The sequence below is a fragment of the Deltaproteobacteria bacterium genome, assembly GCA_016178705.1.
Classification (GTDB): Bacteria; Desulfobacterota; Binatia; order HRBIN30; family JACQVA1; genus JACOST01.
The window spans coordinates 321,898-344,994 of record JACOST010000030.1; the positions used below are offsets into that span (position 1 = coordinate 321,898).

General features: G+C 65.1%; 20 protein-coding genes and 1 tRNA gene. 11 read left to right on the forward strand and 10 right to left on the reverse strand.

The window, feature by feature from the left end; translation table 11 throughout:
• Nucleotides 1-249 precede the first annotated feature (249 nt).
• The gene (locus HYR72_22455) at nucleotides 250-2,040 is read left to right on the forward strand and encodes a HAMP domain-containing histidine kinase (GenBank protein ID MBI1817749.1); all 1,791 of its coding nucleotides are present in this window, start codon (nucleotides 250-252) and stop codon (nucleotides 2,038-2,040) included.
• Nucleotides 2,041-2,066: 26 nt separating this feature from the next.
• On the opposite strand, the gene HYR72_22460 is transcribed toward HYR72_22455, so the two are convergent.
• Together HYR72_22460 and asnS are read right to left on the reverse strand one after the other, a co-directional pair.
• Nucleotides 2,067-2,714 carry a hypothetical protein gene (locus tag HYR72_22460; GenBank protein ID MBI1817750.1) on the reverse strand — a complete coding sequence of 216 codons (648 nt, stop codon included), beginning with the start codon at nucleotides 2,712-2,714 and terminating at the stop codon, nucleotides 2,067-2,069.
• Nucleotides 2,714-4,006, reverse strand: coding sequence for an asparagine--tRNA ligase (asnS, locus tag HYR72_22465; protein ID MBI1817751.1), 1,293 nt, complete (start codon nucleotides 4,004-4,006; stop codon nucleotides 2,714-2,716). Before asnS ends, HYR72_22460 begins: the two co-directional genes overlap by 1 nt.
• A gap of 320 nt (nucleotides 4,007-4,326) precedes the next feature.
• On the opposite strand from asnS, the gene HYR72_22470 reads away from it, so the two are divergent.
• The 5 genes from HYR72_22470 (at nucleotide 4,327) to HYR72_22490 (ending at nucleotide 10,245) form a co-directional block, all read left to right on the forward strand.
• Entirely contained in the window at nucleotides 4,327-6,126 is a 1,800-nt protein-coding gene (locus HYR72_22470) for a right-handed parallel beta-helix repeat-containing protein (GenBank protein MBI1817752.1), read from the forward strand.
• Nucleotides 6,127-6,185: 59 nt separating this feature from the next.
• Nucleotides 6,186-6,974, forward strand: coding sequence for an SDR family oxidoreductase (locus HYR72_22475; GenBank protein MBI1817753.1), 789 nt, complete (start codon nucleotides 6,186-6,188; stop codon nucleotides 6,972-6,974).
• Nucleotides 6,971-7,981: a L,D-transpeptidase family protein gene (locus HYR72_22480; GenBank protein MBI1817754.1), complete on the forward strand. Its 1,011-nt coding sequence runs from the start codon at nucleotides 6,971-6,973 to the stop codon at nucleotides 7,979-7,981. The genes HYR72_22475 and HYR72_22480 overlap by 4 nt, the downstream gene beginning before the upstream one ends.
• 662 nt (nucleotides 7,982-8,643) lie before the next feature.
• Nucleotides 8,644-8,793: a hypothetical protein gene (locus HYR72_22485; protein ID MBI1817755.1), complete on the forward strand. Its 150-nt coding sequence runs from the start codon at nucleotides 8,644-8,646 to the stop codon at nucleotides 8,791-8,793.
• Nucleotides 8,794-8,823: 30 nt separating this feature from the next.
• A complete protein-coding gene (locus tag HYR72_22490; protein ID MBI1817756.1) occupies nucleotides 8,824-10,245 on the forward strand; it encodes an alcohol dehydrogenase catalytic domain-containing protein in 1,422 nt (473 codons plus the stop codon).
• 9 nt (nucleotides 10,246-10,254) lie between these two features.
• Here HYR72_22490 and HYR72_22495 read toward each other — a convergent pair whose 3' ends face one another.
• Genes HYR72_22495 through HYR72_22515 form a run of 5 tightly spaced genes read right to left on the reverse strand, consistent with a single transcriptional unit; the run spans nucleotide 10,255 to nucleotide 15,610 of the window.
• Nucleotides 10,255-11,181 (reverse strand): YcbK family protein, encoded by a 927-nt coding sequence (locus HYR72_22495; protein ID MBI1817757.1) that lies wholly within the window; start codon nucleotides 11,179-11,181, stop codon nucleotides 10,255-10,257.
• A gap of 9 nt (nucleotides 11,182-11,190) precedes the next feature.
• Entirely contained in the window at nucleotides 11,191-12,639 is a 1,449-nt protein-coding gene (locus tag HYR72_22500; protein ID MBI1817758.1) for an MATE family efflux transporter, read from the reverse strand.
• Nucleotides 12,636-12,842 carry a hypothetical protein gene (locus HYR72_22505; protein MBI1817759.1) on the reverse strand — a complete coding sequence of 69 codons (207 nt, stop codon included), beginning with the start codon at nucleotides 12,840-12,842 and terminating at the stop codon, nucleotides 12,636-12,638. The genes HYR72_22500 and HYR72_22505 overlap by 4 nt, the downstream gene beginning before the upstream one ends.
• Nucleotides 12,839-13,606 (reverse strand): alpha/beta fold hydrolase, encoded by a 768-nt coding sequence (locus HYR72_22510; protein MBI1817760.1) that lies wholly within the window; start codon nucleotides 13,604-13,606, stop codon nucleotides 12,839-12,841. The genes HYR72_22505 and HYR72_22510 overlap by 4 nt, the downstream gene beginning before the upstream one ends.
• A gap of 54 nt (nucleotides 13,607-13,660) precedes the next feature.
• A complete protein-coding gene (locus tag HYR72_22515; GenBank protein MBI1817761.1) occupies nucleotides 13,661-15,610 on the reverse strand; it encodes a peptidylprolyl isomerase in 1,950 nt (649 codons plus the stop codon).
• A gap of 196 nt (nucleotides 15,611-15,806) precedes the next feature.
• On the opposite strand from HYR72_22515, the gene HYR72_22520 reads away from it, so the two are divergent.
• The 5 genes from HYR72_22520 (at nucleotide 15,807) to HYR72_22540 (ending at nucleotide 18,920) form a co-directional block, all read left to right on the forward strand.
• Nucleotides 15,807-15,880, forward strand: a tRNA-Val gene (locus HYR72_22520).
• 166 nt (nucleotides 15,881-16,046) lie between these two features.
• The gene (locus tag HYR72_22525; protein ID MBI1817762.1) at nucleotides 16,047-17,210 is read left to right on the forward strand and encodes an ATP-dependent Clp protease proteolytic subunit; all 1,164 of its coding nucleotides are present in this window, start codon (nucleotides 16,047-16,049) and stop codon (nucleotides 17,208-17,210) included.
• A 23-nt stretch (nucleotides 17,211-17,233) separates the two neighbouring features.
• Nucleotides 17,234-17,416, forward strand: coding sequence for a hypothetical protein (locus tag HYR72_22530; GenBank protein MBI1817763.1), 183 nt, complete (start codon nucleotides 17,234-17,236; stop codon nucleotides 17,414-17,416).
• A 188-nt stretch (nucleotides 17,417-17,604) separates the two neighbouring features.
• Nucleotides 17,605-18,507, forward strand: coding sequence for a MaoC family dehydratase N-terminal domain-containing protein (locus HYR72_22535; GenBank protein ID MBI1817764.1), 903 nt, complete (start codon nucleotides 17,605-17,607; stop codon nucleotides 18,505-18,507).
• Nucleotides 18,501-18,920 (forward strand): antibiotic biosynthesis monooxygenase, encoded by a 420-nt coding sequence (locus HYR72_22540; protein ID MBI1817765.1) that lies wholly within the window; start codon nucleotides 18,501-18,503, stop codon nucleotides 18,918-18,920. The genes HYR72_22535 and HYR72_22540 overlap by 7 nt, the downstream gene beginning before the upstream one ends.
• A 236-nt stretch (nucleotides 18,921-19,156) precedes the next feature.
• Here HYR72_22540 and HYR72_22545 read toward each other — a convergent pair whose 3' ends face one another.
• From HYR72_22545 to HYR72_22555, 3 genes are read right to left on the reverse strand one after another with little or no spacing between them, the layout of a single operon-like run.
• Complete coding sequence (locus HYR72_22545) at nucleotides 19,157-20,038, reverse strand: LLM class flavin-dependent oxidoreductase (GenBank protein ID MBI1817766.1); 882 nt, start codon at nucleotides 20,036-20,038, stop codon at nucleotides 19,157-19,159.
• A gap of 23 nt (nucleotides 20,039-20,061) precedes the next feature.
• A complete protein-coding gene (locus HYR72_22550; protein ID MBI1817767.1) occupies nucleotides 20,062-21,435 on the reverse strand; it encodes a sigma-54-dependent Fis family transcriptional regulator in 1,374 nt (457 codons plus the stop codon).
• Entirely contained in the window at nucleotides 21,432-22,922 is a 1,491-nt protein-coding gene (locus HYR72_22555) for a HAMP domain-containing protein (protein MBI1817768.1), read from the reverse strand. Before HYR72_22555 ends, HYR72_22550 begins: the two co-directional genes overlap by 4 nt.
• Nucleotides 22,923-23,097 lie beyond the last annotated feature (175 nt).

A 23,097-nucleotide genomic window follows, 5' to 3' on the forward strand; every position in this document is an offset into this window, starting at 1 on the left:
CGTGCGCTCTGCCGTGCTGTTTCTATCATGATCGGTCGCCGGTGAAAGCCGCGCTGCAATGCGAATGGCGCCGCCGCGATCGCCGAGATCCGGCAATATCCGGCGAGATTCTGGGATGTCGCACAGTCAAAGCCGTGACCAATCACGTCGCTCCGGTGTCAGCCGGATAACAGCCGAGCCCGATTTTCCCGCGTTGGATGCGGCCGGCGTGACTCGCGGTGCGCTGGCACGTGACTCGCTCCAATGATCATGGTGTCATCCATCGGGTTAAAGGTAGCGGAGCGGTTCCCGATCGCCACGACTGGCGAGGGCGACGAAAGCGTGCGCCCGGCAGCAGGGGCGTCGGTGTCGGCAACCGAGGAAGATCTCGCACCCAACCGCGCGCCGGAACACACAGCACTTGCCGGGCTAGTGATGCAGTCGCTGCCCGCGTTAACAGCGCTCGCCAGCGCGTTGCTCACCGCAATCTTCGCGGCCGCGCAACCCTGGCTGACCCCAGCGCCACTGCTCACCGTGTTGGTGGTCGCCGTTCTTGCGGCGCCGCTCTTGGTGCCACAGCCACTGTGGGGACCGGCACTCACGGCGAGCGCAGCGGGTCTGGGTTGGTGGCTCAGCGGCCTGCCGCACGAGTGGACCGCGCCGGGCGTACTGGGCTTGGCGGCAGTGCTAGGGAGTGCGAGCGTGGCCGTACGCGGTACGCGCGAGCAGCGGCTGCGCCAGTGGATTGCGGACCTTGCCGGCACCGGGCAGCAGTTGGCGGCCGCCAACGCGGCGCAGCACGAAGCCAGCGAAGTCGCGGAAGCGGTGCTGGCGGCCACGCGCGACGTCTCCGCCTCGCTCGACGCCGGCGAGGTGGCCGTGCGGGTCGCGCGCAATGTGTGTTCGCTGACCCAGAGCGTCGCCAGTGCCGTGCTGCTGTGGGATGCGGAGCGCGAAGTCTTCCGCATCGCGGCGGTTGCCGGCGCAGCCGCGGGCGCTGAAGTGCAGCAGCTCGAAGTCAACATGCGCAACGCGCCGCAGCTACACAGCGCGCTCAGCGAGGGGATGGCCGACATCCCGCGCGCGGCGCTGCACGATCCGGTTCTTGATGCGCTGATGCGCCGCTGGAAAGCCTCGGCGATTCTGGCGGCGCGATTGCAGCGCGGCGACCGTGTGCTCGGGCTCGTGATCACGGCCCGCCGCGGAGTGGCACCGGCCTCGGCCAAGGCCTGCCGCATCCTCAGCGGGATCGCCCTGCAGGCGGCCGCCGCGCTTGAGATTGCCAACCTCGTCAACGATCTGAAGATGGCCAGCGCGCTACGCGAAGAGTTCACCGCCACCATGTCGCACGAACTACGCACGCCGCTCAACGTCATCATGGGCTACACGGAAATGCAGCGCGAGGGCATGTTCGGCGACCTGACCGAGGACCACCTGGATACCCTCAAGCGCGTTCAGGAACAGTCGGTGCAGTTGCTCGACTTGATCCAAGCCACCCTCGACGTGGGCCGACTCGAGCGCGGGCTGATGTCGGTCGAGCTACGCGAAGTCAACGTGCGCGACGTGGTGGAGCGTATGTTCGCGGCGATCCCGGGCGCCTGGCGCAAGGCGGGTGTCGAGTTGAATTTCCGCGTCGACGGTACGGTGGCGCGCATGCGCAGCGACGCCGGCAAGTTGCAGGTCGTGCTGCGCAACCTCATCCACAACGCGCTGAAGTTCACCGACGCTGGCCAAGTGTCACTCACGGTCACCGCCGATCCCGATGGCGGCCGCGTCCACTTCGTCGTGCAGGATTCCGGTCGTGGCATCGCCGCGCAGGATCTCAGTGTGATCTTCGACATGTTCCGCCAATCGTCGGATCGCGATCCGGCGGTCGGTGGCGTCGGCCTCGGTCTGTACATCGTCAAGCGGCTGGTGAGCTTGCTCGGTGGCGAGATCGACGTGCGCAGCGCACCCGGCCGCGGGGCCACGTTCCGCATCCACTTGCCGACCGGCGGCCCGCATGCCGCGTCCGCCAAGCCTCCAACCCTCGGCTCGCGCGCGGTCCGCGTTACCGCCTAGTTTCGCTCGCGCGCGTCTCCCACCGATCAGGTCGTCTCGGCCATCGCCGGCGTCGGTACTGGCGGCGCTTTTTTCTCCGCCTCCCACGCTTGAAACGCATCGCGGTCCCAGAGCGCGATCGCGGTGGTCGTCAGTCGGCGCTCGGCGCCCTCGCCTTGCCACACGAAGCGGACCGAATAGATGCTGTGCTCGTCCTTCCAGCCATAGATCTCGTGCGTGCGCCCGGCCTTGTCGGTTTGGTTGTCGCCGTTGAGGCTGGGACGACCGTAGCGCGCCAGATGATCGTTCAAAAAGGTCCAGACGTTTGCGCCGACATCGCTCTCGTAGGCAAGCGACACGACGCGGTCGTGAACGAAGTAGACTTCGAGCTTCGCCGGTGTGTCCGCCGGCGCTTGCGCCGGTGAGCAGACGCGGAACCCTTCCGGATTGTCGTGGCAATCGAGCGCGCCGAGCTTCGCTTGCACGTCGCTCAGGCTGGCGCCGAGCGCGAGGCCGGCGACGACTCGCGGCAGCGGTTCTTGGGGAACGGCTGCGGCGGGTGGCGCGGGTTCTTGCGCCGACGGTTGCGCCGGAGCCGCGGGCGCGACGGGCGCGAGTGCGGCCTGCTCGGGCGGCGGTGAGGACTCGCACGCGGCGAGGAACACCGCGATTATCAACCCAGCGATTTGTTTCATCAGGGACGCAGTCGTTCGAGCATGCGCGGAAACGGAATCGTCTCGCGGACGTGATGTAGGCCGCAAATCCAGGCGACCGCACGCTCAATCCCCATCCCGAATCCAGCGTGCGGCACGGCGCCGTAGCGGCGCAGGTCGAGGTACCAACTGAACGCATCCATCGGCAGTTGGTGCTGCGCGATCTTGCAAGTCAACACGTCCAAGTCGTCCTCCCGCTGTCCGCCGCCGATGATTTCGCCGTAGCCTTCGGGCGCCAGCACGTCGACGCATAGCGCCACCCGCGGATCATTAGGGTCGGCCTTCATATAGAAGGCCTTGCTCTCGACCGGGTAGCGATGGACCAGCACGGGCCGATCGAAGTTCGATGCCAACGCGGTCTCTTCGTCGGCGCCCAAGTCGGCGCCCCACGCCACCGCGAAGTCTTTACGCTGGAGAATCTCGATGGCGTCCGCGTAGGCGATGCGTGGAAAGGGTTTCTGTACGCGTTCGAGCGCCGTCACATCGCGCTCCAGCGTCTCCAACTCGCGGCGCCGGTTCTGCACGATGCGCTGCACAATGTAGACGATGAAGTCCTCCGCCAGGTCCATGTCGCCGGCGAGATCCATGAACGCGACTTCCGGCTCGACCATCCAGAATTCGGTGAGGTGGCGACGCGTTTTGGATTTCTCGGCCCGAAACGTCGGACCGAAACAGTACACCTTGCCGAACGCCATCGCGCCGGCCTCGACGTAGAGCTGGCCGCTCTGCGTGAGGTAGGCCTTCTCGTCGAAGTAGGCAGTTTCGAACAGCGTGGTGGTGCCTTCGCACGCCGCCGGGGTGAAGATCGGCGCATCGATGAGCGTGAAACCGCGGTCGTCGAAGTAGTCGCGGCAGGCGCGAATGATCTCGCTGCGCACGCGCAGGATCGCGTGCTGGCGGGCCGAGCGCAGCCACAGGTGGCGGTGATCGAGCAGGAAGGCCACGCCGTGCTCTTTGGGTGTGATCGGATACTCCTGCGCGGCGTGGACGACCTGCAGATCGCTGACGCTCATCTCAAAGCCGAGCGGTGCGCGCGCATCGGCGCGCACGGTGCCGGTCACGACAAGCGACGACTCTTGCGTGATGTGGTCCGCAAGCGCGAACTGCTCGGGCGGCACGTCGTTCTTGAACATCACGCATTGGAGAATCCCGGTGCCATCGCGCACCTGCAGAAAGTGCAGCTTGCCGCTCGACCGCTTGTTGTACAGCCAGCCCTTGAGCGTAATCTCCTGCCCGTCATGCGCGGCGATGTTCTCGATGTAAACGTAGGCCATGCGTGGGCGATCGAACTACCACAGCCCCACTCGCAAAGCACCAGGCAGTGCGGCGCCGGCGGCAACAACATCGTTCATGGTGGCGATACGCTGTAGCGCGCACCGCCGCGCACATCATCTCGCGCCCCACCGGCGGCGCCAGCGTCATTCCTCGGTGAAGTCTCCGAAATCGTCAGCCTCTCATCGCTCCGCACGCTCGCGTGTCGCACGCGCAGATAAGCGCCGCGCCGGCAGGCATCGGGCACACGCGTTGCTCTCTTGACTGATCGTTAGTGCGCTCGAACGCGGCGGGCTGCGAAACCCGGCGCGTCACTGAGCCAATGCTCACAGAGGCCGTCCCCGTGCCACGGCGGGTGACGGCCGTTGTGTTTCTGGAGACACCGATGATGCACTGGCAACTCCGATTGCTCACCACGCTGATACGATTGGCCTGCGTCGCCCCGTCGGTCGCGCACGCTGCCACCTACTTTGTCGCTCCCGCTGCCGCCGCGGGCGCCGCCGGACGGACCGACCAGCCCTTCCGCACCATCTCCAGCGCGATCGCGCAGGTCCAACCGGGTGACACGGTGGTAGTGACGCCAGGCATTTATCGCGAGGCGCTCGTGATCCAACGCGCAGGTCGAGCCGATGCGGTGATCACTATTCGCGGATTGTCCGGTGCCGTGCTGCAGAGTCCGGACGCGAAGCGCAGCTACTCGGCGTTCGATGTTTCCAGCCGCGCTGCGTACGTGCGCGTCCAGGGTTTCGATCTCACCGGCGGGTTCGCTGAAACCATCTTCGTGCGCGCCGGCGCGCACGACATCGAACTGTCCGGCCTCACCATTCACGACAACCAGACCGGCATCTGGGTCGCCGGCGCGACGCGAGTGACCCTCCGCGACGTGGTGCTGCAGCACAACTTCCGCACCGGCGTGCGAATCTTCGCCGGCGCCCACGACGTGCAGATCATCAACACCCGCAGCGAAGCCAACGACGATGGCGCCGGCTGCGACGGTGCGTCTGACGGCTTCAACGTCGACACCGGGTGCAGCAACATCGTGTTCGACAACGCCAGCGCAATCGGCAACTCGCAAGACGGCTTCGATTTGCAGGGATCGAACATCACCGTGCTGCGCGCCACCAGCCGCGGCAATCAATGCTCGGGCGTCAAAGTCAGCGACAGCGCATACATCGAAAACGCCGTGATCGACGGCAATCGCACCGGACTCAACATTACCGGCCCCGTCGGTGGAGAGACCACGATCGCGTTCAGTACCGTGGTGAATAACGATCTCGGCGTGCGGGCAATCGGCGGCGGATACACACTCACGCTGACGGACAGCGTGGTGAACGGTCCGGGCAAGGCGCTCGATTTCGCGCCCGGCGTCACGCTGCTCGAAGCTCGCAATATTTTCGCCCGCCCCAATTTGCACGAGCGGTTGATTGTGCAGGAGACTGCCCCAACGGCCACGGTGTTTTCGGGCGAGGACGTCAATCACGGCACGTGGACGCGGGCTAGCGCCCAGGGTCGCGGCACAATGGCCGGCGATCCACGGCTGGAGGCTGGAACGTACACACCGGCAGCGACCAGTCCGGCGCTCAACAGCGCCGAGGCGTCCACGTCGGTCACCGTCGATCACGACGGCAATCCGCGCCCGGCGGGCGGAAAATTTGATCGCGGTGCGATCGAGCGCCAGAGCGTCGCACCGCAGTTGCGTGTGCGAAGGGCAGCGGTCCGATCCGGCAGCGACGGCTGCGGCCCAGCGCAGGTTCGCGCGGATCTGCAGTTGCCAGGTCCGTTCGACCCCCGCACGGATGCGCTCACCATCAACTTAAGCGGAGCGCAAGGCGAGGTTGCCACCCTCGCCTTCGCACCTGGTCGACTGCGCATGAGTGCGAAGACGCCCGGCGCGTATCGCGGTCTGCTGCGACGGGCGGACGGCGCCGTGCTGCGCGTGTCCATACGAGAACAAGCCAGGCGTCAACAGACCGCTGGCTACGCCGTCCGGCTCAGCGGTCGCGATCTCGATACCTGGCGCGCGCCCGATGGCGCACTCACGCTCGACGTGACGGCTGGCGCCTACCGTGTCTGCAGCACTACCGCGTTGCACGGCAGCGCGGGTCACTTCGCAATGCCCTAGCCTAGTCGTCATTGGCTTGACCTGCCGGCGTGGCCGTGCCAGACGCAGCGGCTACTTGCTTGGCCGCCATGCCCGTGCACTTCCGCGATGCCGTCGCTCTGATCACCGGCGCCTCCAGTGGTATTGGGAAGGATCTCGCCCTCCGCCTGGCCGAAGAAGGAACGCGCACGGTCCTGGCCGCGCGCCGCGAAGACAAACTCAATGAAGTGAAGCAAGCCTGCGAGCGCCACGCCCCGTCGTTGGCGCTCCGTTGCGACGTGCGCGACCGCGCGCAAGTGGACGCGATGGTCGCGCAGGCGCACGCCCACTTCGGCCGCATCGACATTCTCGTCAACAACGCCGGCTACAGCCGCTGGACGCTAGCGAAGGACGCCCCGATCGACGAGTACGAAGATCTGATGCGCACCAACTTCTTCGGTTTGGTGTACTGCACCAAGGCGGTGCTGCCATTGCTGCTGGCGCAGCGCTCGGGGCATATCGTCAACATCTCCTCGATTGCCGGGCGGCTCGGCACGGCGCACCACACACACTATTGCGCGACCAAGTTCGCCACCGCCGGATTCACCGAGAGCCTGTGGTACGAGCTGCGCGGCACTGGAGTCGGCATCACGCTGGTGAATCCCGGCGTGATCGATACCGAACTGTTCGAGCACGAATCGTTCAGAGAATTCCCGGCGGCCAATCGCGCCCGTATGATTCCGGTGCGCCAACTTACCGAAGCGATCCTCGACGCGATCCGCCGCGATCGCCCCGAGATCACGGTGCCGCGCTACATGGCGCTCGGCACCGTGGTCCGGCATCTCGCGCCCGGCTTGTTCCGCCGCATCATGGCGCGCCAGAGCGTATGACGCCTCGGCGGTTCAAACTCATCAACAACCTGGCCGTGGCTACCCTCGTGTCGCTGAGTTGCGTCCGTGGCAGCGATGCGGCGACGCTGCCCGTGTACCACGACGTCGTCGGTGAAGAGATCCACTACACGGTTCAGGCCGGCGACTCACTCGCCCGCTTGGCGCCCAAGTTCGGCATGAGCGTGAAGCTCGCCGCGGCGATGAACAACCTCGTCGATCCGCGCAAGCTGCGCCTTGGACAGCCGTTGGTATTCTCCAACCGACACATCGTCGCGAAACTCGCGGACGGGTTGGTCATCAGCATCGTCGACCGCACGTTGTACTGGTTCAAGGCCAACGAACTGATCGCGCAGTTTCCGGTCGCGGTCGGCAAAGCGGATTGGGAAACGCCACCGGGTCGTTTCAAAATTCTGAGCCGTCGGCGCAAGCCAACGTGGCACGTTCCACCCGCCATTCAGGCTGAGATGCGCGAAAAGGGGGAACCGGTGAAAACCAGCGTGCCGCCTGGTCCTGACAATCCACTCGGCGAGTACTGGCTCCAGTTGTCGGCAGGCGACTACGGCATTCATGGTACCAACGCACCGTGGAGCGTCGGCCGGTTCGCCACGCACGGATGCCTGCGCCTGCGCCCGGCGGATGTCGAGCGCTTGTTCAAGGAAGCGCCCAACGACACGCCGGTGTGGGTGATGTACGAGCCGATCAAACTGGCCAGCCTGCCCGACGGCCATGTGCTGATCGAGGCGCACGACGACATCTACAAGCGCGCCGGTGCGCTGGTGAGTCACTTCGACGAACTGGTCGAGCAGGCTGGCTTGACCAGTCGTATCGATCTCACGCACGCCCACGTTGTCATCAAAGACGCGTGGGGCGTTGCGATCGACGTCACGCAGTCGGAGTCGCCAGTCATTGCACCGACGCCGTCACCTCCAGCGCCCACGCGGTCTCCAGCAGGACCTTCCCCCTTGCCATCAACCCCCGCAGCGTCACCCGTCTCGCCCACGCCCTGATTTGACCTCGCCCCGGCGGGCGCGTAGCATCGCCACCTCATGCGGCGGCAGTGGAAACGTATCGTCTGGGCACAGGTGCTGGTGCTTGCCTGTTTGGTGTGGCAAGCGGATTTTTCGATCGCGGACAGCGGCCGGAGCCCGCAACGTACGGCCCGCATTCGCCTGAGCCACTTGGCATTCTCATCGTCCTCGTTGCCCGATGCTGTCAGCGACGCCGAGGCCATTCAGTTCCCGGCGCGTAATCCGGCACGCGATGCGATGAAGACTGCAGTGTCGGCACCCGCGAGCCGAAGCATCCTGCGCACTCCGATTCGGCTCATACTGCGGCGTGAATATTCTCCAGTGCGCCGGTTCGTACACTGCGGTACGCACCGACCGGCCGCTGACAACCCGCCGGCTTAACTCGCTCCCTTGTTGACGTGTCGGCGTCGTACGACGCCACTGGTAGAACGCGCCGGTGATCCGGTTGGCGGTGTGACTACGCGCCGTCGGTCGCGCACCACCGGCTTCATGGAGCGAGCATCATGTTGAAACATGTCGTTGCGATTCAATCCGTCGTCTTCGCCAATTCGCTTGCGGACCGTGAGCGGGATCGGCTAGGCAGAACCCCAGAAACCGATGAACAGCCCTCTGCGGCGCCATCTCCAAAGGAGTCCCGCCACGTGCTGCCGATTCGAGAACTAATCGACCGCATGAAAGAGCACTACGCCGAGCACCCCGAGCGCTATCAGCGCTACGGAGATTACCTGCTCTACGGTGGGGTCGTGCTTACGCTGTTGGTCGCCGCCTATATCCTCCTCGTCAGCAGTTGAAGGGGGCAGGTTGCTCAGGGTCGGGCTGCCGTGTCGGAATCGATCGCTTTCCGCGCGTTCGAATACCACGCCGACGCGTCGCTGCGTCCGGCACCGTATCGTTTCGTTGGTTCGCTAACCAACGGCTGGGATATTGAGCGCGCCGGTGCTCAACATCTGCAGCTCGGCCCTGGGTATCGACTCTTGCGCGTGAGCCACTGCGGCGTGTGCTCCACCGATCTCGCGCGCCGCCACTTGCCGTTTCCCCTACCGCAAGTGATCGGCCACGAAGTCGTGGCCCACGACGAATCCGGCGCCGCGGTGGCCGTCGAGATCAACGCCTCGCACGCCGCGCGTGGCCTGGCGTGGCGACAGTGGTGCGCGTTCTGCCGTCGCGGTCTCGACACCCATTGCCCCGAGCGCGTGGTGCTCGGCATCCACGATTTGCCGGGTGGGTTCGGACCGTGGGTGCTCGCGCCGACAGCCAACATCGTGTCGATCCCGCCGACCATTTCGGCGAAGACGGCGACGCTGATCGAGCCGTTCGCCGCGGCGTTGCACGCCGTGCAGGCGTGCGACCCACGTGACGGTGATCGCATCGCGGTGCTCGGTCCGCGGCGACTGGGCTCGCTGGCGATCGCTGCGCTTTCCGCGTGGCGCAGACAATCGGGCCGGCGCTACCAAATCCTTGCGATCGCCCGCCATGCCGAACTGCGCGCGCTGGCGCGCACGCTCGGCGCCGACGATGCAATCGATGTCGACGCCGCACAATCGCTGCACGACGTCGCCGACTGCGTGGTGGAGACCACCGGCAGTCCCAGCGGTCTGGTGCTCGCGATTCAGCTCGCCACTCGCGAGGTCCACGTCAAGTCGACCACCGGGCAACCGACACTCGGGCTCGCGCATCTGACCGAGATGGTCGTCGATGAGATTGCGCTCGAAGCATTTCGGCGTTCGGGCGCCCAACGATTCGAGGGACTAGCGGCTGTACTGGGTGATGTGCCGATCACGGTCCGGCGCGACCTGGAATCGCGGGGACTCCGAGTGGTCACCGCGGCCAGCGCCAACGAGCTCGCTTCCATCGTCGCGATGGAACCACTCGGAGGTGCCGATGTGGCCGTGGTGACGTCGCTCGCCGGCATCGACGCAGCAATCCGGCCGCTCACCAGTGTCGAACGCGGTCTCGTGCGAGCACGTGGCACGATACTGGTTGCGGATGTCGATCAGCCGCGCGATGGATTGCTCGCCGCACTGCTCGACAAAGGTCTCCGCATCAGCACCACCCGTTGCGGTGATTTCCGCGCGGCGATCGCGTTGCTCGCTGATCCGGTCGGTGGTTTGGGACACCAGCTCGGAGAACTGATGGTGACCGACGTGCTGCCCGCGGCACGCCTGGCCGAAGCCTTCGCCATCGCGGCCAGTCCACGCAGCATCAAGGTCGTGGTCACGCATCCTGGCGGATTGAAGGTCTGACCTAACGGATCATTTCGCGGCTTTCGCAACTTCAATCTCGTTGGTGACGAACTCCTCCGGCGTCCGCTCGATGCGCGGCTCGCAGGTGGTGAGGTGCACGTGTACGCGCCGCCCGGCTGGCATCAGGTCGGCGTCGGCGACCCGTAGCAACGATCTCCCGGGTTCAGCAATCACTAGGCAATCGCCATCGGCCTTTACTTCACCTTCGGGCGCGAGGTGTACCGCGGTGCGGCGATTGCCATCCACAACTTGAGCCGTCGCGGCGACGCGCAGCGGGAAGGCGGTGATGCTGTAGAGTTGCAGCGTCGCGCCGCGAAACTGTTCGTAGCGATCGAAGTCGGTGCGCGCGAAGATGCGCGCGTTGCCGCCGGAGAGGTTCTGGTCGACCTTCGAGGTCGCCTGCTCCCAGAAGCGCGGCGGGCCGACGTCGACGTGGAGGAAGTTGCCGTCCTTGTAGAAGCCGACGCCGCAACAGTTGAGTTTGCGAATGCGCTGCCACAACTGGCGCTGATTGACCCCGATGAACTGCACGTCGGCGGCGAGTCCCTGCGTGTGCAACGAGGCGCTGGCGGCCTTGCCGCCCTGTGCGCGGATGGCGCTGTTGTAATCGGGACTGCGATAGCCCGACGCTAGTCGCAGATGGCGGGGCTTGGCCCAGTCTTCCAGGTAGTCGAGCTGTTCGATCAAGCGCAACGACACGTCGCCTTCGCGATCATCACCGCGCGAACGCAGAAAATGCGTGAGTCGCGCCAACGCGTCGGCGTCGTAGGAGCCGTCGGCACGGCGGAAGCGCGCCTGCACGCGCGCACCGTTATGCGCGTCTTCCAACCTCAGCGTACCGTTGCCCATGAAGAAGAAGCGCGGCGGCGCGCCGTCGGCATATGCGGGGGCAAGCATGGCAAGGGTCAGCAGAATCCCGGCGAAGAGTCGGTGCATCGCGGCTCCTCAGCCTTCCGCTCTGTCGGCAGCAGAGGCGGCCCTTGCCTCGCTCATCCGCCGCCGCAATCCTCGGTGCGTGCGCGTGAACAACGTCACCATCACCGCCGCCGAGCAGACGTTGCCCACCGCGACGCTGATGAACACCGCACGATCGGCCATCCCAAGCCATTGCGTGCAGACCAGCGACACCGCCAATACCGCGATCACGCGTACGGTCATCAGCATCAACGGCAGCGTCGCCCGGCCGAGACCTTGAAAGGCGAACGCGATCACCATCGATACGCCAACGAACGGATATGACGGTCCGATGATGCGAAAGTACTGCTCGCCCACCGCGTGGATGCCGGGATCATGGGTGAAGATGTTCAGCCACAACTCCGGCCGCCAGCACAGCAGCGCCGAGGGCACCGCCAACACACTGACAATCATCGCGCCGGCTCGCACCACATACGCACGCGCCCGATCGGGCCGCTGCGCGCCGGTCGCCATGCCGACCAAAGTGAGCACCGCCGCACCGAAACCGTAGGCGAGGGTCAGCATGAGGAAGTCGAGCCGTGTGCCCAATCCGTACGCCGCCAAGTGCGCATCGCCCAACCGCGCCAGCACGCCGGTGAGCGTCATGATGCCGACGTAGCTGATCAGGGTCGAGAGCGACGCAGGAATTCCGACGCGCAGAATTTCCGCCAGCGGCGCCATCGTGAAGCCGCGCAGCCGCAGCGCCGGCGTCACCATGCTGCGCCCGCTGAACACGTAGTAGGCGCGCGGCACGGTCGCGATCAGTTGACTCGCCAACGTCGCCATCGCCGCACCCGGCAGATTCAGACCCAACCAGAACATGAACACCGGCGTGAGCACGATCTGCAGCAGAATCGACATCGTCGACCACACGGCGGCGACCCGCACGTTGCCCTCGCCGCGCAGAATGCTGTCGAGCATACCGCCGACAAATGTGATCGCCGCGCCGCCGAAGAGGACCTGGGCGAACACCGTCGCCCGCTCCAGCACCACCCCGGTGCCGCCCATCAAGCGGAACAACGCTGGGCCGCCGACCAGAATTCCGAGACCGAAGAGCGCACCGGTGGCGACGCTCAGCACCAGCGCATGCTCAGCCACCGCAACCGCGTCGCGTTTGCGGCCGGCGCCGAGCGCGCGCGCCACGGCCGACGCCGCGCCCGAGCCGATCCCACCGCCCATCATCGTGGTCGCGATGAGCGAGAGCGGAAACACCAACGATACGGCGGCGATGGCTTCGGCGCCCAGGCGGCTGACGAAGTAGGTGTAGAGGATGTTGGAGACGGCCGCGATCACCATCACGCCGCTGGTCGGCGCCGCCAGCCGCACAATCGCACGCAGCGGCGGTGCGGCAAGCAATCGCTCCGGTTCCGCGCGCCGCGGCGGCGAATTCGACGCGGGCTCGGTGAGCGGCGGCGCAGCGGCGGTCGCTGGGCGATTCATTCGCGCTCCGGTTTACTGTCGGTCGTGCGCTCATACCCCGAGCAGGTGCGCACGGGCAGCCGCGGATAGCGCGCGTAGCGTTCATCATCGGCACTGCGCCGGCACATGACGAAGCTGGAGCCGCGCTCACTGCGGACCCATCGCACGTGCGCGCAGTCGGCACACAACCCACTCTGTTTTGGTGCGCCGGCGATGTCGCTCATAGTTCAACCGCACGTCGCGCGCCGGCGGCAGCGGTCGCGATACTCGCCACAAATTCGCAGACCACGGTGGCGACTCGGTCCTTGTCGTAGTCCACGCTGATGACGTGAAAGCTGTTGTCGAGTAACTCGACGCGCGGCGGCGTCGGCAACCGTTGCTGCAGAAAGCGGACGTTGTCGAGCGGACACGTGTGATCCTGCCGCGCATGCAGCGCGAGCACGGGCTGGCGCACGGCGGGGACCATCGCCCGGGCGGCCCGCTGCAGGTCGATGAAACTGACGAGCGCGCACAGCGGCACGGTGTCGTAGGCAGGGCTCGCGCCGCGCGCAACCGGATCGGCAATATCGCGCCCGGGCTTGGCGATGCGCTGCCAGCGCGTCGGCAACAGTGCGCCGGCCAACCGCAATATCGGCAACACCGGCAGCATGCGCTCGAGGCGGCGATCGCTCGTCCAGAGTGCGGTCGAGAGCAGCACCACGCCATCCACATCGGCGGCGCGATCGTGCGCCAACTCCAACGCCAGCAGCGAACCCATCGACAACCCGATCACCACCGTCGTCGGACAATGGTGCCGCAACTCCGTGAGACCGGCGCGCGCCGAGTCGGCCCAGTCGCGCCGTGAAGTGTGTGCGAGGTCGTCAACCGAGGTGCCGTGTCCCGCGATGCGCACGCCGGACACCGTGTAGCCGTGCGCGTGCAGGGCCTCGCCGAGGCTGCGCAGCTCCTGCGGCGTTGCCGTGAAGCCGTGCAACAGCAGGCAGCCCACCGGGCCGCCGGGCAGAAAATACGCGCTGATGTCGTTGCTGAGGTTCAGGAGACGTTAGCGGCGCCGCCGCGACGGCACGGTGCCGGTCTCGGACAGACTGGCGAGCACGTCCTGGTTGATTTCAATGTGGGCCCGAGCCTTCAGCTCGTTGACGAACTGCTCGCTGACCAGTCCGCGCCGGCGCTCGATGGCCTGTTGCCGCAGGGTGTCCTTCTGTTCCTCGAACTTGGCGTCATCGGCAGGCACGATTTCTTTGAGCGCCGCGAGCACCGCATCGCCAGTGGCTTGGTACACAGCCGGGGCGATCGGATGATCTTTCGTCAACTCGAAGGCGGCCTTCTTCAGATCCGCTTGCGTGCCGAGCTTGGGAACATAAGCGCCGGCGCGAGTGAACGGGCCAGTCGTCTCGACGGTCAACCCGTTCGCGGTCGCGAAGGCGGCGAAGGTGTTCTGCTGCTTGAGTGTCGCCAGCAAGCCGTCGGCCTTCGCCTTCGCTAACTCCTCTGTCTTCTGCTTGCGGAAGGCCTTGTCGGCGTCATCGCGGACCGCTGCGAGTTCGGGAATGCGCGACGGGATCTTCTCGGCGATGCGGAAGACGTAGAACGCGCCCGGCGTTTCGATCACGTCGGGGATGTCGTTGACCGCGCCGGCGAACGCCGCATCGCTGAGCTTCGCTTCGCGGCCGATGCCGGCGATGAGTTCGGTGCGCGCAAACGCCGGCGGGTTCATCAGGGTCACACCGTTGGCCGCGCCGGCGGCATCAAGCGATCCGCCACCGCTCACCACTTTGTCGCGATCGGCGCGGGCATGGTTGCCGGCGACATCGCGCGAACGGTCCTGCTTGATCGCGTCGACGACCTGGGGACGCACTTGATCAAGCGTGGGAGTTTCGGCGGCGTGCTTGGCTTCGACCTTGATGATGTGAAAGCCGAACGGACTTTCCACCAACTCGCTGATCTGGCCCGGGGCGAGCGCGAACGCGGCCTGATCGAATGCCGGCACCATTTGCCCGCGCTTAAAGAAGCCGAGATCGCCGCCCTTCGACGCACTGCCGGGATCTTGCGAATGCTGCTTGGCCAGTTCGGCGAAATCCGCGCCGCCCTTGGCTTGGGCGAGGAGCGCTTCCGCTTGCGTGCGCACCTTGGCCTTTTCATCGTCCTTCGCATTCGGGCCGAGGTTCAACAGGATGTGGCGCGCCTGCACTTCTTCGGGCTTGTCGAACTTCTCGCGATGCGTGTCGTAGTAATCCTGCGCGTCGGCGTCGCTCACGGTCACTTCGCTCTCAAACGCGGCCGGCTTGTAGGCGAGGAATTCGATGCGCGCGCGCTCCGGTACCCGGAAGTCTTCCTGGTGCGCGTCGAAGTAGGTCTGCAGGTCGGCATCGGTCGGATGCACTTGATCGGCGAAGTCGCTCGCCTTGACGCGCGCGAAGTCGACGTCCACGCGATCGTTCTCGGCGCGGTACTGCTCCTTGAGTTCGGCATCGGTCACCTGCACGCCGGCACCGATGATGTCGTCGATCTTGCGGACGAGCAGTTCATCGCGTTGCGCCAATTCGAACTCGCCGGGCTGAATCGGCGGATTCTGCGCGCGCAGGACGGCGAGGTAGCGCTCCTTGGTGAACGCGCCGCCGTCTTGGAACACCGGCATCGACTGAATCGTCTCGGCCAACTCTTCGTCGCCGACTTGCAGGCCGATGCGCGCCGCTTCTTGCTGCAACAACGAGGTGCGAATCAACTGATCCAACGCCTTGCCGGGCAAATCGAGCGCCTTGAGCATCTCGGGCGGCATGCTGTCCTTGTAGATCTGTTGATACATGCGCTCGAGGTTGGCTTCCGCGCGCCGGAAGTGCGTCGGGTCGATGGTGTCGCGGTTGACGCGCGCGACGACATCGGCGCGGTCGCCCATCATACCGACGCCGGCGCCAATGCCCCAAAAGATGAAGACCAGGACGATGGCCATGAATGTGAACCGCACCCAGGTGGCCCGGGCATTTCTTCGCATGAATTTCAGCACGGGAATGACTCCAGAAGGAGGCGACGATAGATGACGGGTGGAGCGAAAGCAAATTGGTGGATCGCGCGCGTGAACGGTGCTGGCCAGGTCGGCGGCGACTGACGCGCCCCACAAACACACGGCGATCTTGCCGCGATGACAGGCCTATGATAGCCGAGTCGGCGTCTACGGTTTGCTCACCGACGGTCGCATAGCTCAGATGGTTAGAGCGCCTGCCTCACATGCAGGAGGTCCGTGGTTCGAGTCCACGTGCGACCATTCCGCGTCCTTTTCCGAGTCCAGCCGGTTCGAAGAATTCTCATCTTCGTCGCGAACGGTCGCCTGAGAGTCCGAAGTCAACACGATCACGCGCGACGATCCGCCGGGTCTTTTGACGCATTTCCATTGACGGCCTACCATGGGGTATAGGCAGACCGGCCGCCATATGGGGATCTATAGCCACTACCTCGATCAACAGCTCGACTTCCAACAAGTGAGCACTGAGCGGAAGAAACAGCTCAAGCGAATTTCCGAAATCCGCGGTGGGCGAGATGTGCTCGTGTTCGCGGCCGACCTGAATAAGGCTCAAGCTCCGATTTCCATCAGCTACGCCGATCTGCTGCCCATCAGCGATCAGCTCGCAAACCTGAAGGGCGAGGCGCTCGACTTGATCTTGGAAACACCGGGTGGATCGGGCGAAGCAGCCGAGGACATCGTGCGGCTTCTGCGCGGGAAGTACGAGTCGATCGCGGTGATCGTGCCAGGCTGGGCGAAGAGCGCGGGCACGATCATGGTGATGGCAGGTGACGAGATACTAATGGAGCCGGCGTCGGCACTCGGACCGATCGACGCACAGATCTCGTGGCAAGGGAAAGTATTCTCCGCGGATGCACTGTTGGAGGGGTTGGAGAAGATCAAAGAAGAAGTAGCGACAACTGGCGTACTGAACAAGGCGTACATCCCGATCTTGCAAGGGCTCTCCCCTGGCGAGCTGCAGAGCGCGGAGAACGCTTTGAAGTTCGCCCGACAATTGGTGACGGACTGGCTCGCGCAGTTCAAATTCAAGAACTGGGCAACGCACTCGAGCACGGGCCATCCGGTAACCGACGACGAAAAGAAAACGCGTGCGGAAGAGGTCGCAAAGCAGCTCTGTGATCACCGTCATTGGCTGACGCACGGGCGATCGGTCAAACTCACTGACCTGAGACAGATGCGTTTACAAATCAGCGATTACTCGGAGCAACCGGACCTGGCGGATGCCGTACGAAAGTACCACACCCTCCTGCAGATGACGTTCGCAACGACCACGATCTACAAGGTGTTCGAGACCCCAGGATCGCAGATCATCCGTTTGCTGGGTCCAACGGCTCCACCGCCGACGCCCCCGGGGGTAGCCGGTGACATTGCGATTGTCGAGGCGAAGTGCGGGAAGTGTGGTACAGTTTCAAAAGTGCAGGCGAACATTGGGAAGAAGCATCCCCTGCAGCAGGGATGCTTGCCGTTCCCCAAGGATAACAAGTTGCGTTGCCCCAACTGTGGGGCGGAGGCCGACCTTACGGACTTACGGCGGCAGATCGAGGCACAGGCGAAGAAATCCGTGGTTGCGTAAGATGTTGTTGGAGTAAAATTCTTATGGATGAATCTCGTTTCAAAATCGTCTTCGAGAAACTTGCCGAGGTGGCGGATGAGGGCGCCGACCAGGAAGCGACTGCCGGAGCGGAGGAGATGCGGGTGGAGATAGACGAGATCGCCGAGCTGCGGCGAATGGTTCTCGAAACGACGGAGCCCGATCAGAAGTCCTTTACGACGACTTGAAGGTCGCCTCGGCTTCACGACGCTCGACGATTGCCCCTCCTTCGACGGTGACGACAGTCACGCCGTGACGGTGGATGAGCTGGGACGAGCGGTGAATGCTGCCCTCTTCCGTTGCTAGTCGGGACGATCCCTTCGATACTTCCTTGGACGCTGGCTGATTTTCGCAGTATCGTCTTCACCAACCTCTCATGCCCCTCGCTTCGGAACTTGTCGGACAGTCCGGACCGTCGGTTACGCACGACATCGATGCGCGCTGGACGATGGCGTACGCGGCGGCGCTTGGCGATATCTTGCCGTGCTATGTCGACACGCGTCAGCCCGCTGGTGTTGTCGCGCATCCGCTGTTTCCGGTTTGCTTCGAGTGGCCGCTGATCGTTGGCGGACGCCAGTTGCCGGGCGACACGCGCCTGACTCCGGCGGAGCGCATGCGCTCGGTTCACGCGACGCACGACCTGGTCATTCATCGCCCGGTGCGCCCAGGCGATCGGTTGACCACGGTTCCGACCATCGTCGGCGTCGAACGGCGCAAGCCCGGCGCGTATCAGGTCGTGCGGCTCGACACGACCGATGCGAACGGCGCTGCCGTCTGCACGACGTGGATGGGCGCACTGTACCGCGGAGTCGATGTCGACGGTCCCGATCGGCCGGCAACCGACGCGCCGAATACGCCGATGATGCCGATGACCGAGTCGATCGCAACCGACGCACCCGCACGCACTGAGATCCGCGTCGCCATCGCCGCCAACCTGGCGCATGTCTACAGCGAGTGCGCGCGCATCTGGAATCCGATCCACACCGATCGTGCCTTTGCCGCGGCCGCCGGTCTGCCGGATATCATCCTGCACGGCACGGCGACGCTGGCGCTGGCGATCTCGCGTATCATCACAACCGAAGCGAGCGGTGATCCGACCCGTGTGCGGCGGATCGCGGCACGCTTTGGCGCGATGGTGTTCATGCCGTCGGAAATCGTCGTCCGCATCATTGCGCGCGACGCCGGTGTTGTCCGCTTCGAAGTCCTCAACAGCGAGGGCAGACTCGCGGTGCGCGACGGCGTGGTGGTCCTCCAAGGAAAAGGAGAGGAAGCATGTTGATCGTTGCCGGAATCGTCAGACTTGATCCGACGCGGCGGGCACAACTCGATGCCGCCTTCGACCGGATGCGCGACGCCACGCTGAGGGAAGCAGGCTGCCTTGAGTACCAGGCCTACTTCGATCGCAAGGATGCGGGCACGGTGCTGATCTTCGAGAAGTGGCAGGATGAACCGGCGCTGCGCGCTCACTTCGTGACCGCCCACGTGGCTGAGTTTGCCGCCGCACTGACGGCCGCAGGGGCGAGCGGAACCGGCGTCCGCAAGTACGAAGTGTCCGCCGAAGGGCCGGTCATCCGAGCAGCGGGATGGGATATGGAACCGCCGATGCACGCCGATACACGCCGATACACGCCGATAAGAGATTTCTGCCCGGACCAGAGCGATCCGCAAACCACATCGAAAGACGTTTGGTGATCAAGCGGTGGGGTGTGTCCAATTCCACATCTGCGTCCATCGGCGTGCATCGGCGGTTTCCCTTCGTTGTTCAGATTGGCTTAGCAGCCCGTTGAAGAATTGCGGCGCCCTTCGAGACGGCGCTTCGCGCCTCCTCAGGGTGAGCGGAAAACTGTTGGGGCAGAAGGGAAGAACCGCTCATGCTGAGGAGCGCCGACAGGCGCGTCTCGAAGCATGCGGAGTTTTTCAACGGGCTGTTAGCCGATGATGTCCGCCACGCGGTGAACTTCGTCGGGATCGGCGGTGGTGGGCACGAGGAACACTTCGTCGGTGCCGAGATCGGCGAGCATCTTCAACGCATCGCGTAACGCCGCAGCGGACGTCGTCTGCACTGTGGGGGCCAGCGCGCGCGCCGCGTCGGCGCCCATGAAGTTCAGGTAGCGATGCAGGTACTCGTCGAGCTGCGCGCGCGCCCGCGGACCGAGCGCGTACCAAAAGCTGGTCGTAAGCCGCGGCGGCTGGTCGCGATTCGCGGCGCGCCAGGCGGCGCGGGCGGTGTCCCACGCGAAACGCACTTCATCTTCCGCGGGCCGGAAACTGAATCCGCACAGCCCGTCAGCATAGCGAGCGGCCCGGCGAATCGACGGCGCGGTGAGTGCGCCGACGAGAATCTCGGGTCCGCCCGGCTGCACCGGCGTGGGCTCGGCGGCGCGTTCGGCGCCTTCGACGATGTAGGTACCGGCCCACACCCGCCGCATGATCGCGACGCACTCTTCCATGCGGGTGAGCTTGTGCGCGTCGAAGACCGCGCAGGCGGCGACAAAGTCGTCGCGGCGAGCACCGACCCCGATACCCAGCACCACGCGGCCGGCCGACAGCACATCGAGCGTGGCGATGCGCTTTGCCATCAACACCGGCGGATGCAGCGGTAGGACGAACACCGTCGGCACGATGCGAACGCGCTCGGTCACCGCCGCCGCTGCTGATAGTGTGATCAGGATCTCCGGATTGGGAAAATTGATCCGCTCGCCGGCGCACAAACTCGTGAACGGCCCGGCATCAATGCGCCGCGCCCATTCGAGGATGGCGCTTCGATCCAGCCCCGGCACCATCACCGGCAGGTTCATCCCGACTTTCATGTTCGATCACTACAGTGGACGGACTACTCGTCGTCGGGACCACTTACCCCGTACTGCTCCAGCTTGCGGTAGAGCGTCTTGCGGGCGATGCCGAGCTTCTGCGCCACGAGAGTCTTGTTGCCGCCGAGCGCCTCCATCGCGCGCATGATGTAGCGGCGCTCGACTTCCTCCAGCGGCACCAACTCGGACGGATCGTCGCTGGCGACGACGACGTACGAGCCGCGATAGGCGCGAATCTTCTCGGGCAGATCATCGACGATGATCTGCTCGTATTGCGTCAGCGCCACCGCGCGCTCCATGCAATTGCGCAGCTCGCGCACGTTGCCCGGCCACGCGTAGGTCATCAGCCGCTCGGCGGCAGCGGGCGACAGGCCGGTGACCCGCTTGCCACTCTGCGTGGCGAAGTGAACGAGGAAGTGTTGCGCCAGCAGCAGCACGTCGCTCCCGCGGGCGCGCAGCGGCGGCATCGCGATGTGAATGACGTTGATGCGAAAGAACAGATCTTCGCGAAAGCGTCCCTCCTCGATCGCCGACTCCAGATCGCGATTCGTCGTCGCGATCACGCGCACGTCGAACGGGACTTCCTGATCGCCGCCGACCGGGCGCACCATCCGTTCTTGCAGGGCGCGCAGCAGCTTCGGCTGCAACGCGATCGGCATATCGCCGATCTCATCGAGCAGCAGCGTGCCGCCGCTCGCCTGCACCAGCAATCCGGTACGCGCCGTGCGCGCGTCGGTGAAGGCACCGCGCGCGTGGCCGAACAATTCGCTCTCCAGCAACGGCTCGGGCATGGCGGCGCAGTTGATGGCGATGAACGGCCCCTGACTGCGGCGGCTGCGGCGGTGCAGAGCTTGGGCGACAACCTCTTTGCCGGTCCCACTTTCGCCGGTGATGAGGATCGAAGTGTCGGAGTCGGCGATCCGCTCGAGGAGTTCGTGCACCGCACGCATCGCCGGGCTGGCGCCGAGAACGCCCTCGAATCGATGCGAGTCCGACACCAGTTGGCGCAGCCGCTTCACTTCCTCGCGCAACGTGCGGTGCTGGATCGCCCGCTCCAACGCGAGCGCCAGCGCGTCGATGCGGACGGGTTTGGTGATGAAGTCGTACGCCCCGGCGCGAATCGCGGCGACGGCGGTATCCAAGCTCCCGAAAGCAGTGATGACGATGACCGGCACATCCGGCCGATTGGCCGCGACGCGCTCGCACAGTTCGATGCCGTTCATGCCGCGCATGTTGAGATCCGTCAGCACGACGTCGAACTCGCCGGCGGCGATTCGTTCCAGCGCCTCCGCCGCGGAGGTCGTCCACGTGACCTCGAACCCCTTCGGCGTGAGCCCGGCTTCGAGCGTTTCGCACATGCTGGGTTCGTCGTCGACGATCAGCACGCGGTTACTCACGAGGCCACCTCGATGTTCTGCGCGCTTGCGCCAGCCGGCTGCGGAAGGAAGATCGAGAACCGGCTGCCTTTGCCAACGGCGCTGTCGACGGTAATCCAGCCGCCGTGTTCGGCGACGATACCGTGCGCGACTGCGAGCCCAAGGCCGGTGCCTTCGCCGACGCCCTTGGTGGTGAAGAACGGCTCGAAGATGCGCGCGAGCTGTTCCGGCGACATACCCTTGCCCTCGTCGGCAACGGTCACGCACAGGTAGTCGTCTTCTGGCGCATCGCGCTCCGCCGGCGGCCGCGTGCGCTGCGCCCCGACGTGCACGCGCACGTGGCCACCCTCGGGCATGGCTTGAATGCCGTTGAGGATGACGTTGGTGAGGGCCTGTTGGATTTGGTTCTGATCCACGCGCGCAAGCACCGGAGCGCCCGCGGCGTCAGAGTCGAGCGTCACATGGGCGCGCTCCGCAGCCGACGACAGCATTTCGAGCGTCCGGTTGACGATGCGTTCGAGGCTGAACAGGCCCAGCGTCGCGCTGCGACGGCGCGAGAAGTCGAGCAACTGATGGATGATCTCCGTCATGCGGTCGGCTTGTTCGACAATGATGTGCGCGTGCTTGACGACCTCGGGGCGCGGTAGGTCGCTGGCGACGATGAGCTGCGCGCGCGCGGCGACCACGTTGAGCGGCGTCCCCAGCTCGTGGGCGACACCGGCGGAGAGTTGCCCGACCGTCGCCAAGCGATCGGTGTGGCGGAGTTGTTCGAGGGCCGCTACGCGCGCTTCCGTCTCTTCGGCCAATTTACGGTTCGCCTCCGCGATGCGATCGCACATCGCGTTGACCTCTTGAGCGAGTTCGCCAATTTCGTCGTGCTGGCGCAGCAGCAGCGCACGCGAAAAGTCCCCCGACCCGGCGCGCTGAAGCTTTTGCTTCAACAATTCCAGCGGCCGACCGATGAACCACGCATCAAGACTGGTGGCGATGAGTCCGCACACGATGACCACTGCGAGCGTCGCAAACGCGAACGCCCAGTGGGTCGTGCGCAAATAGGTCTGCTCCGGTTTCAGCGACTTGACCAACTCTAGGGCGGCAGGCCGCTGGCCCGCCACCGACACGGCGACATAGATAGCGACCAACGCGTTGCCCGTTGGGTCGGCTCCCATGACCTGGACGACCTCGCCGGCGGCCACCGCCCTGAACTCCTCCTCGTTGAGCGGCGGTCGTTGCGGGTCGCCGATCGGCGCCGTCAATGAGACCAGGCGGAGTTCCATTTCAGGCACGGTCTGATTGGCGCGTTCGACCACTGCGCGGACGCGGGCCTCACCCTCCCTCAGCCAGATCTGCTCGAGACTGATCAGGATCGTCTGAGCCATCAGCCTGGTTTGGGCCTTATCGGCCTCGACCAGCACCACTTCTTGGCGCGCCTGCCAATAGGCGAAGACCGCCATGACCGCGAGAATCCCGAACACCAGGGCCAGCGCGTGTTTGCGCGCAACCTTCATACGATCTCGTCCCCTCCTCGCCTGCGGTGGCGGTTGCAGACGCACGCATTGTGCCACGAGCACCGAGCCGGGCACCAGTCTCCGCACTGAAGACTTTCGCGGACGCCTAGGATTGAACGCGACGTAGCGTTTCGACCTGCGTGTCAGAAGGGCACACGCCGGAAATCCAAGACAA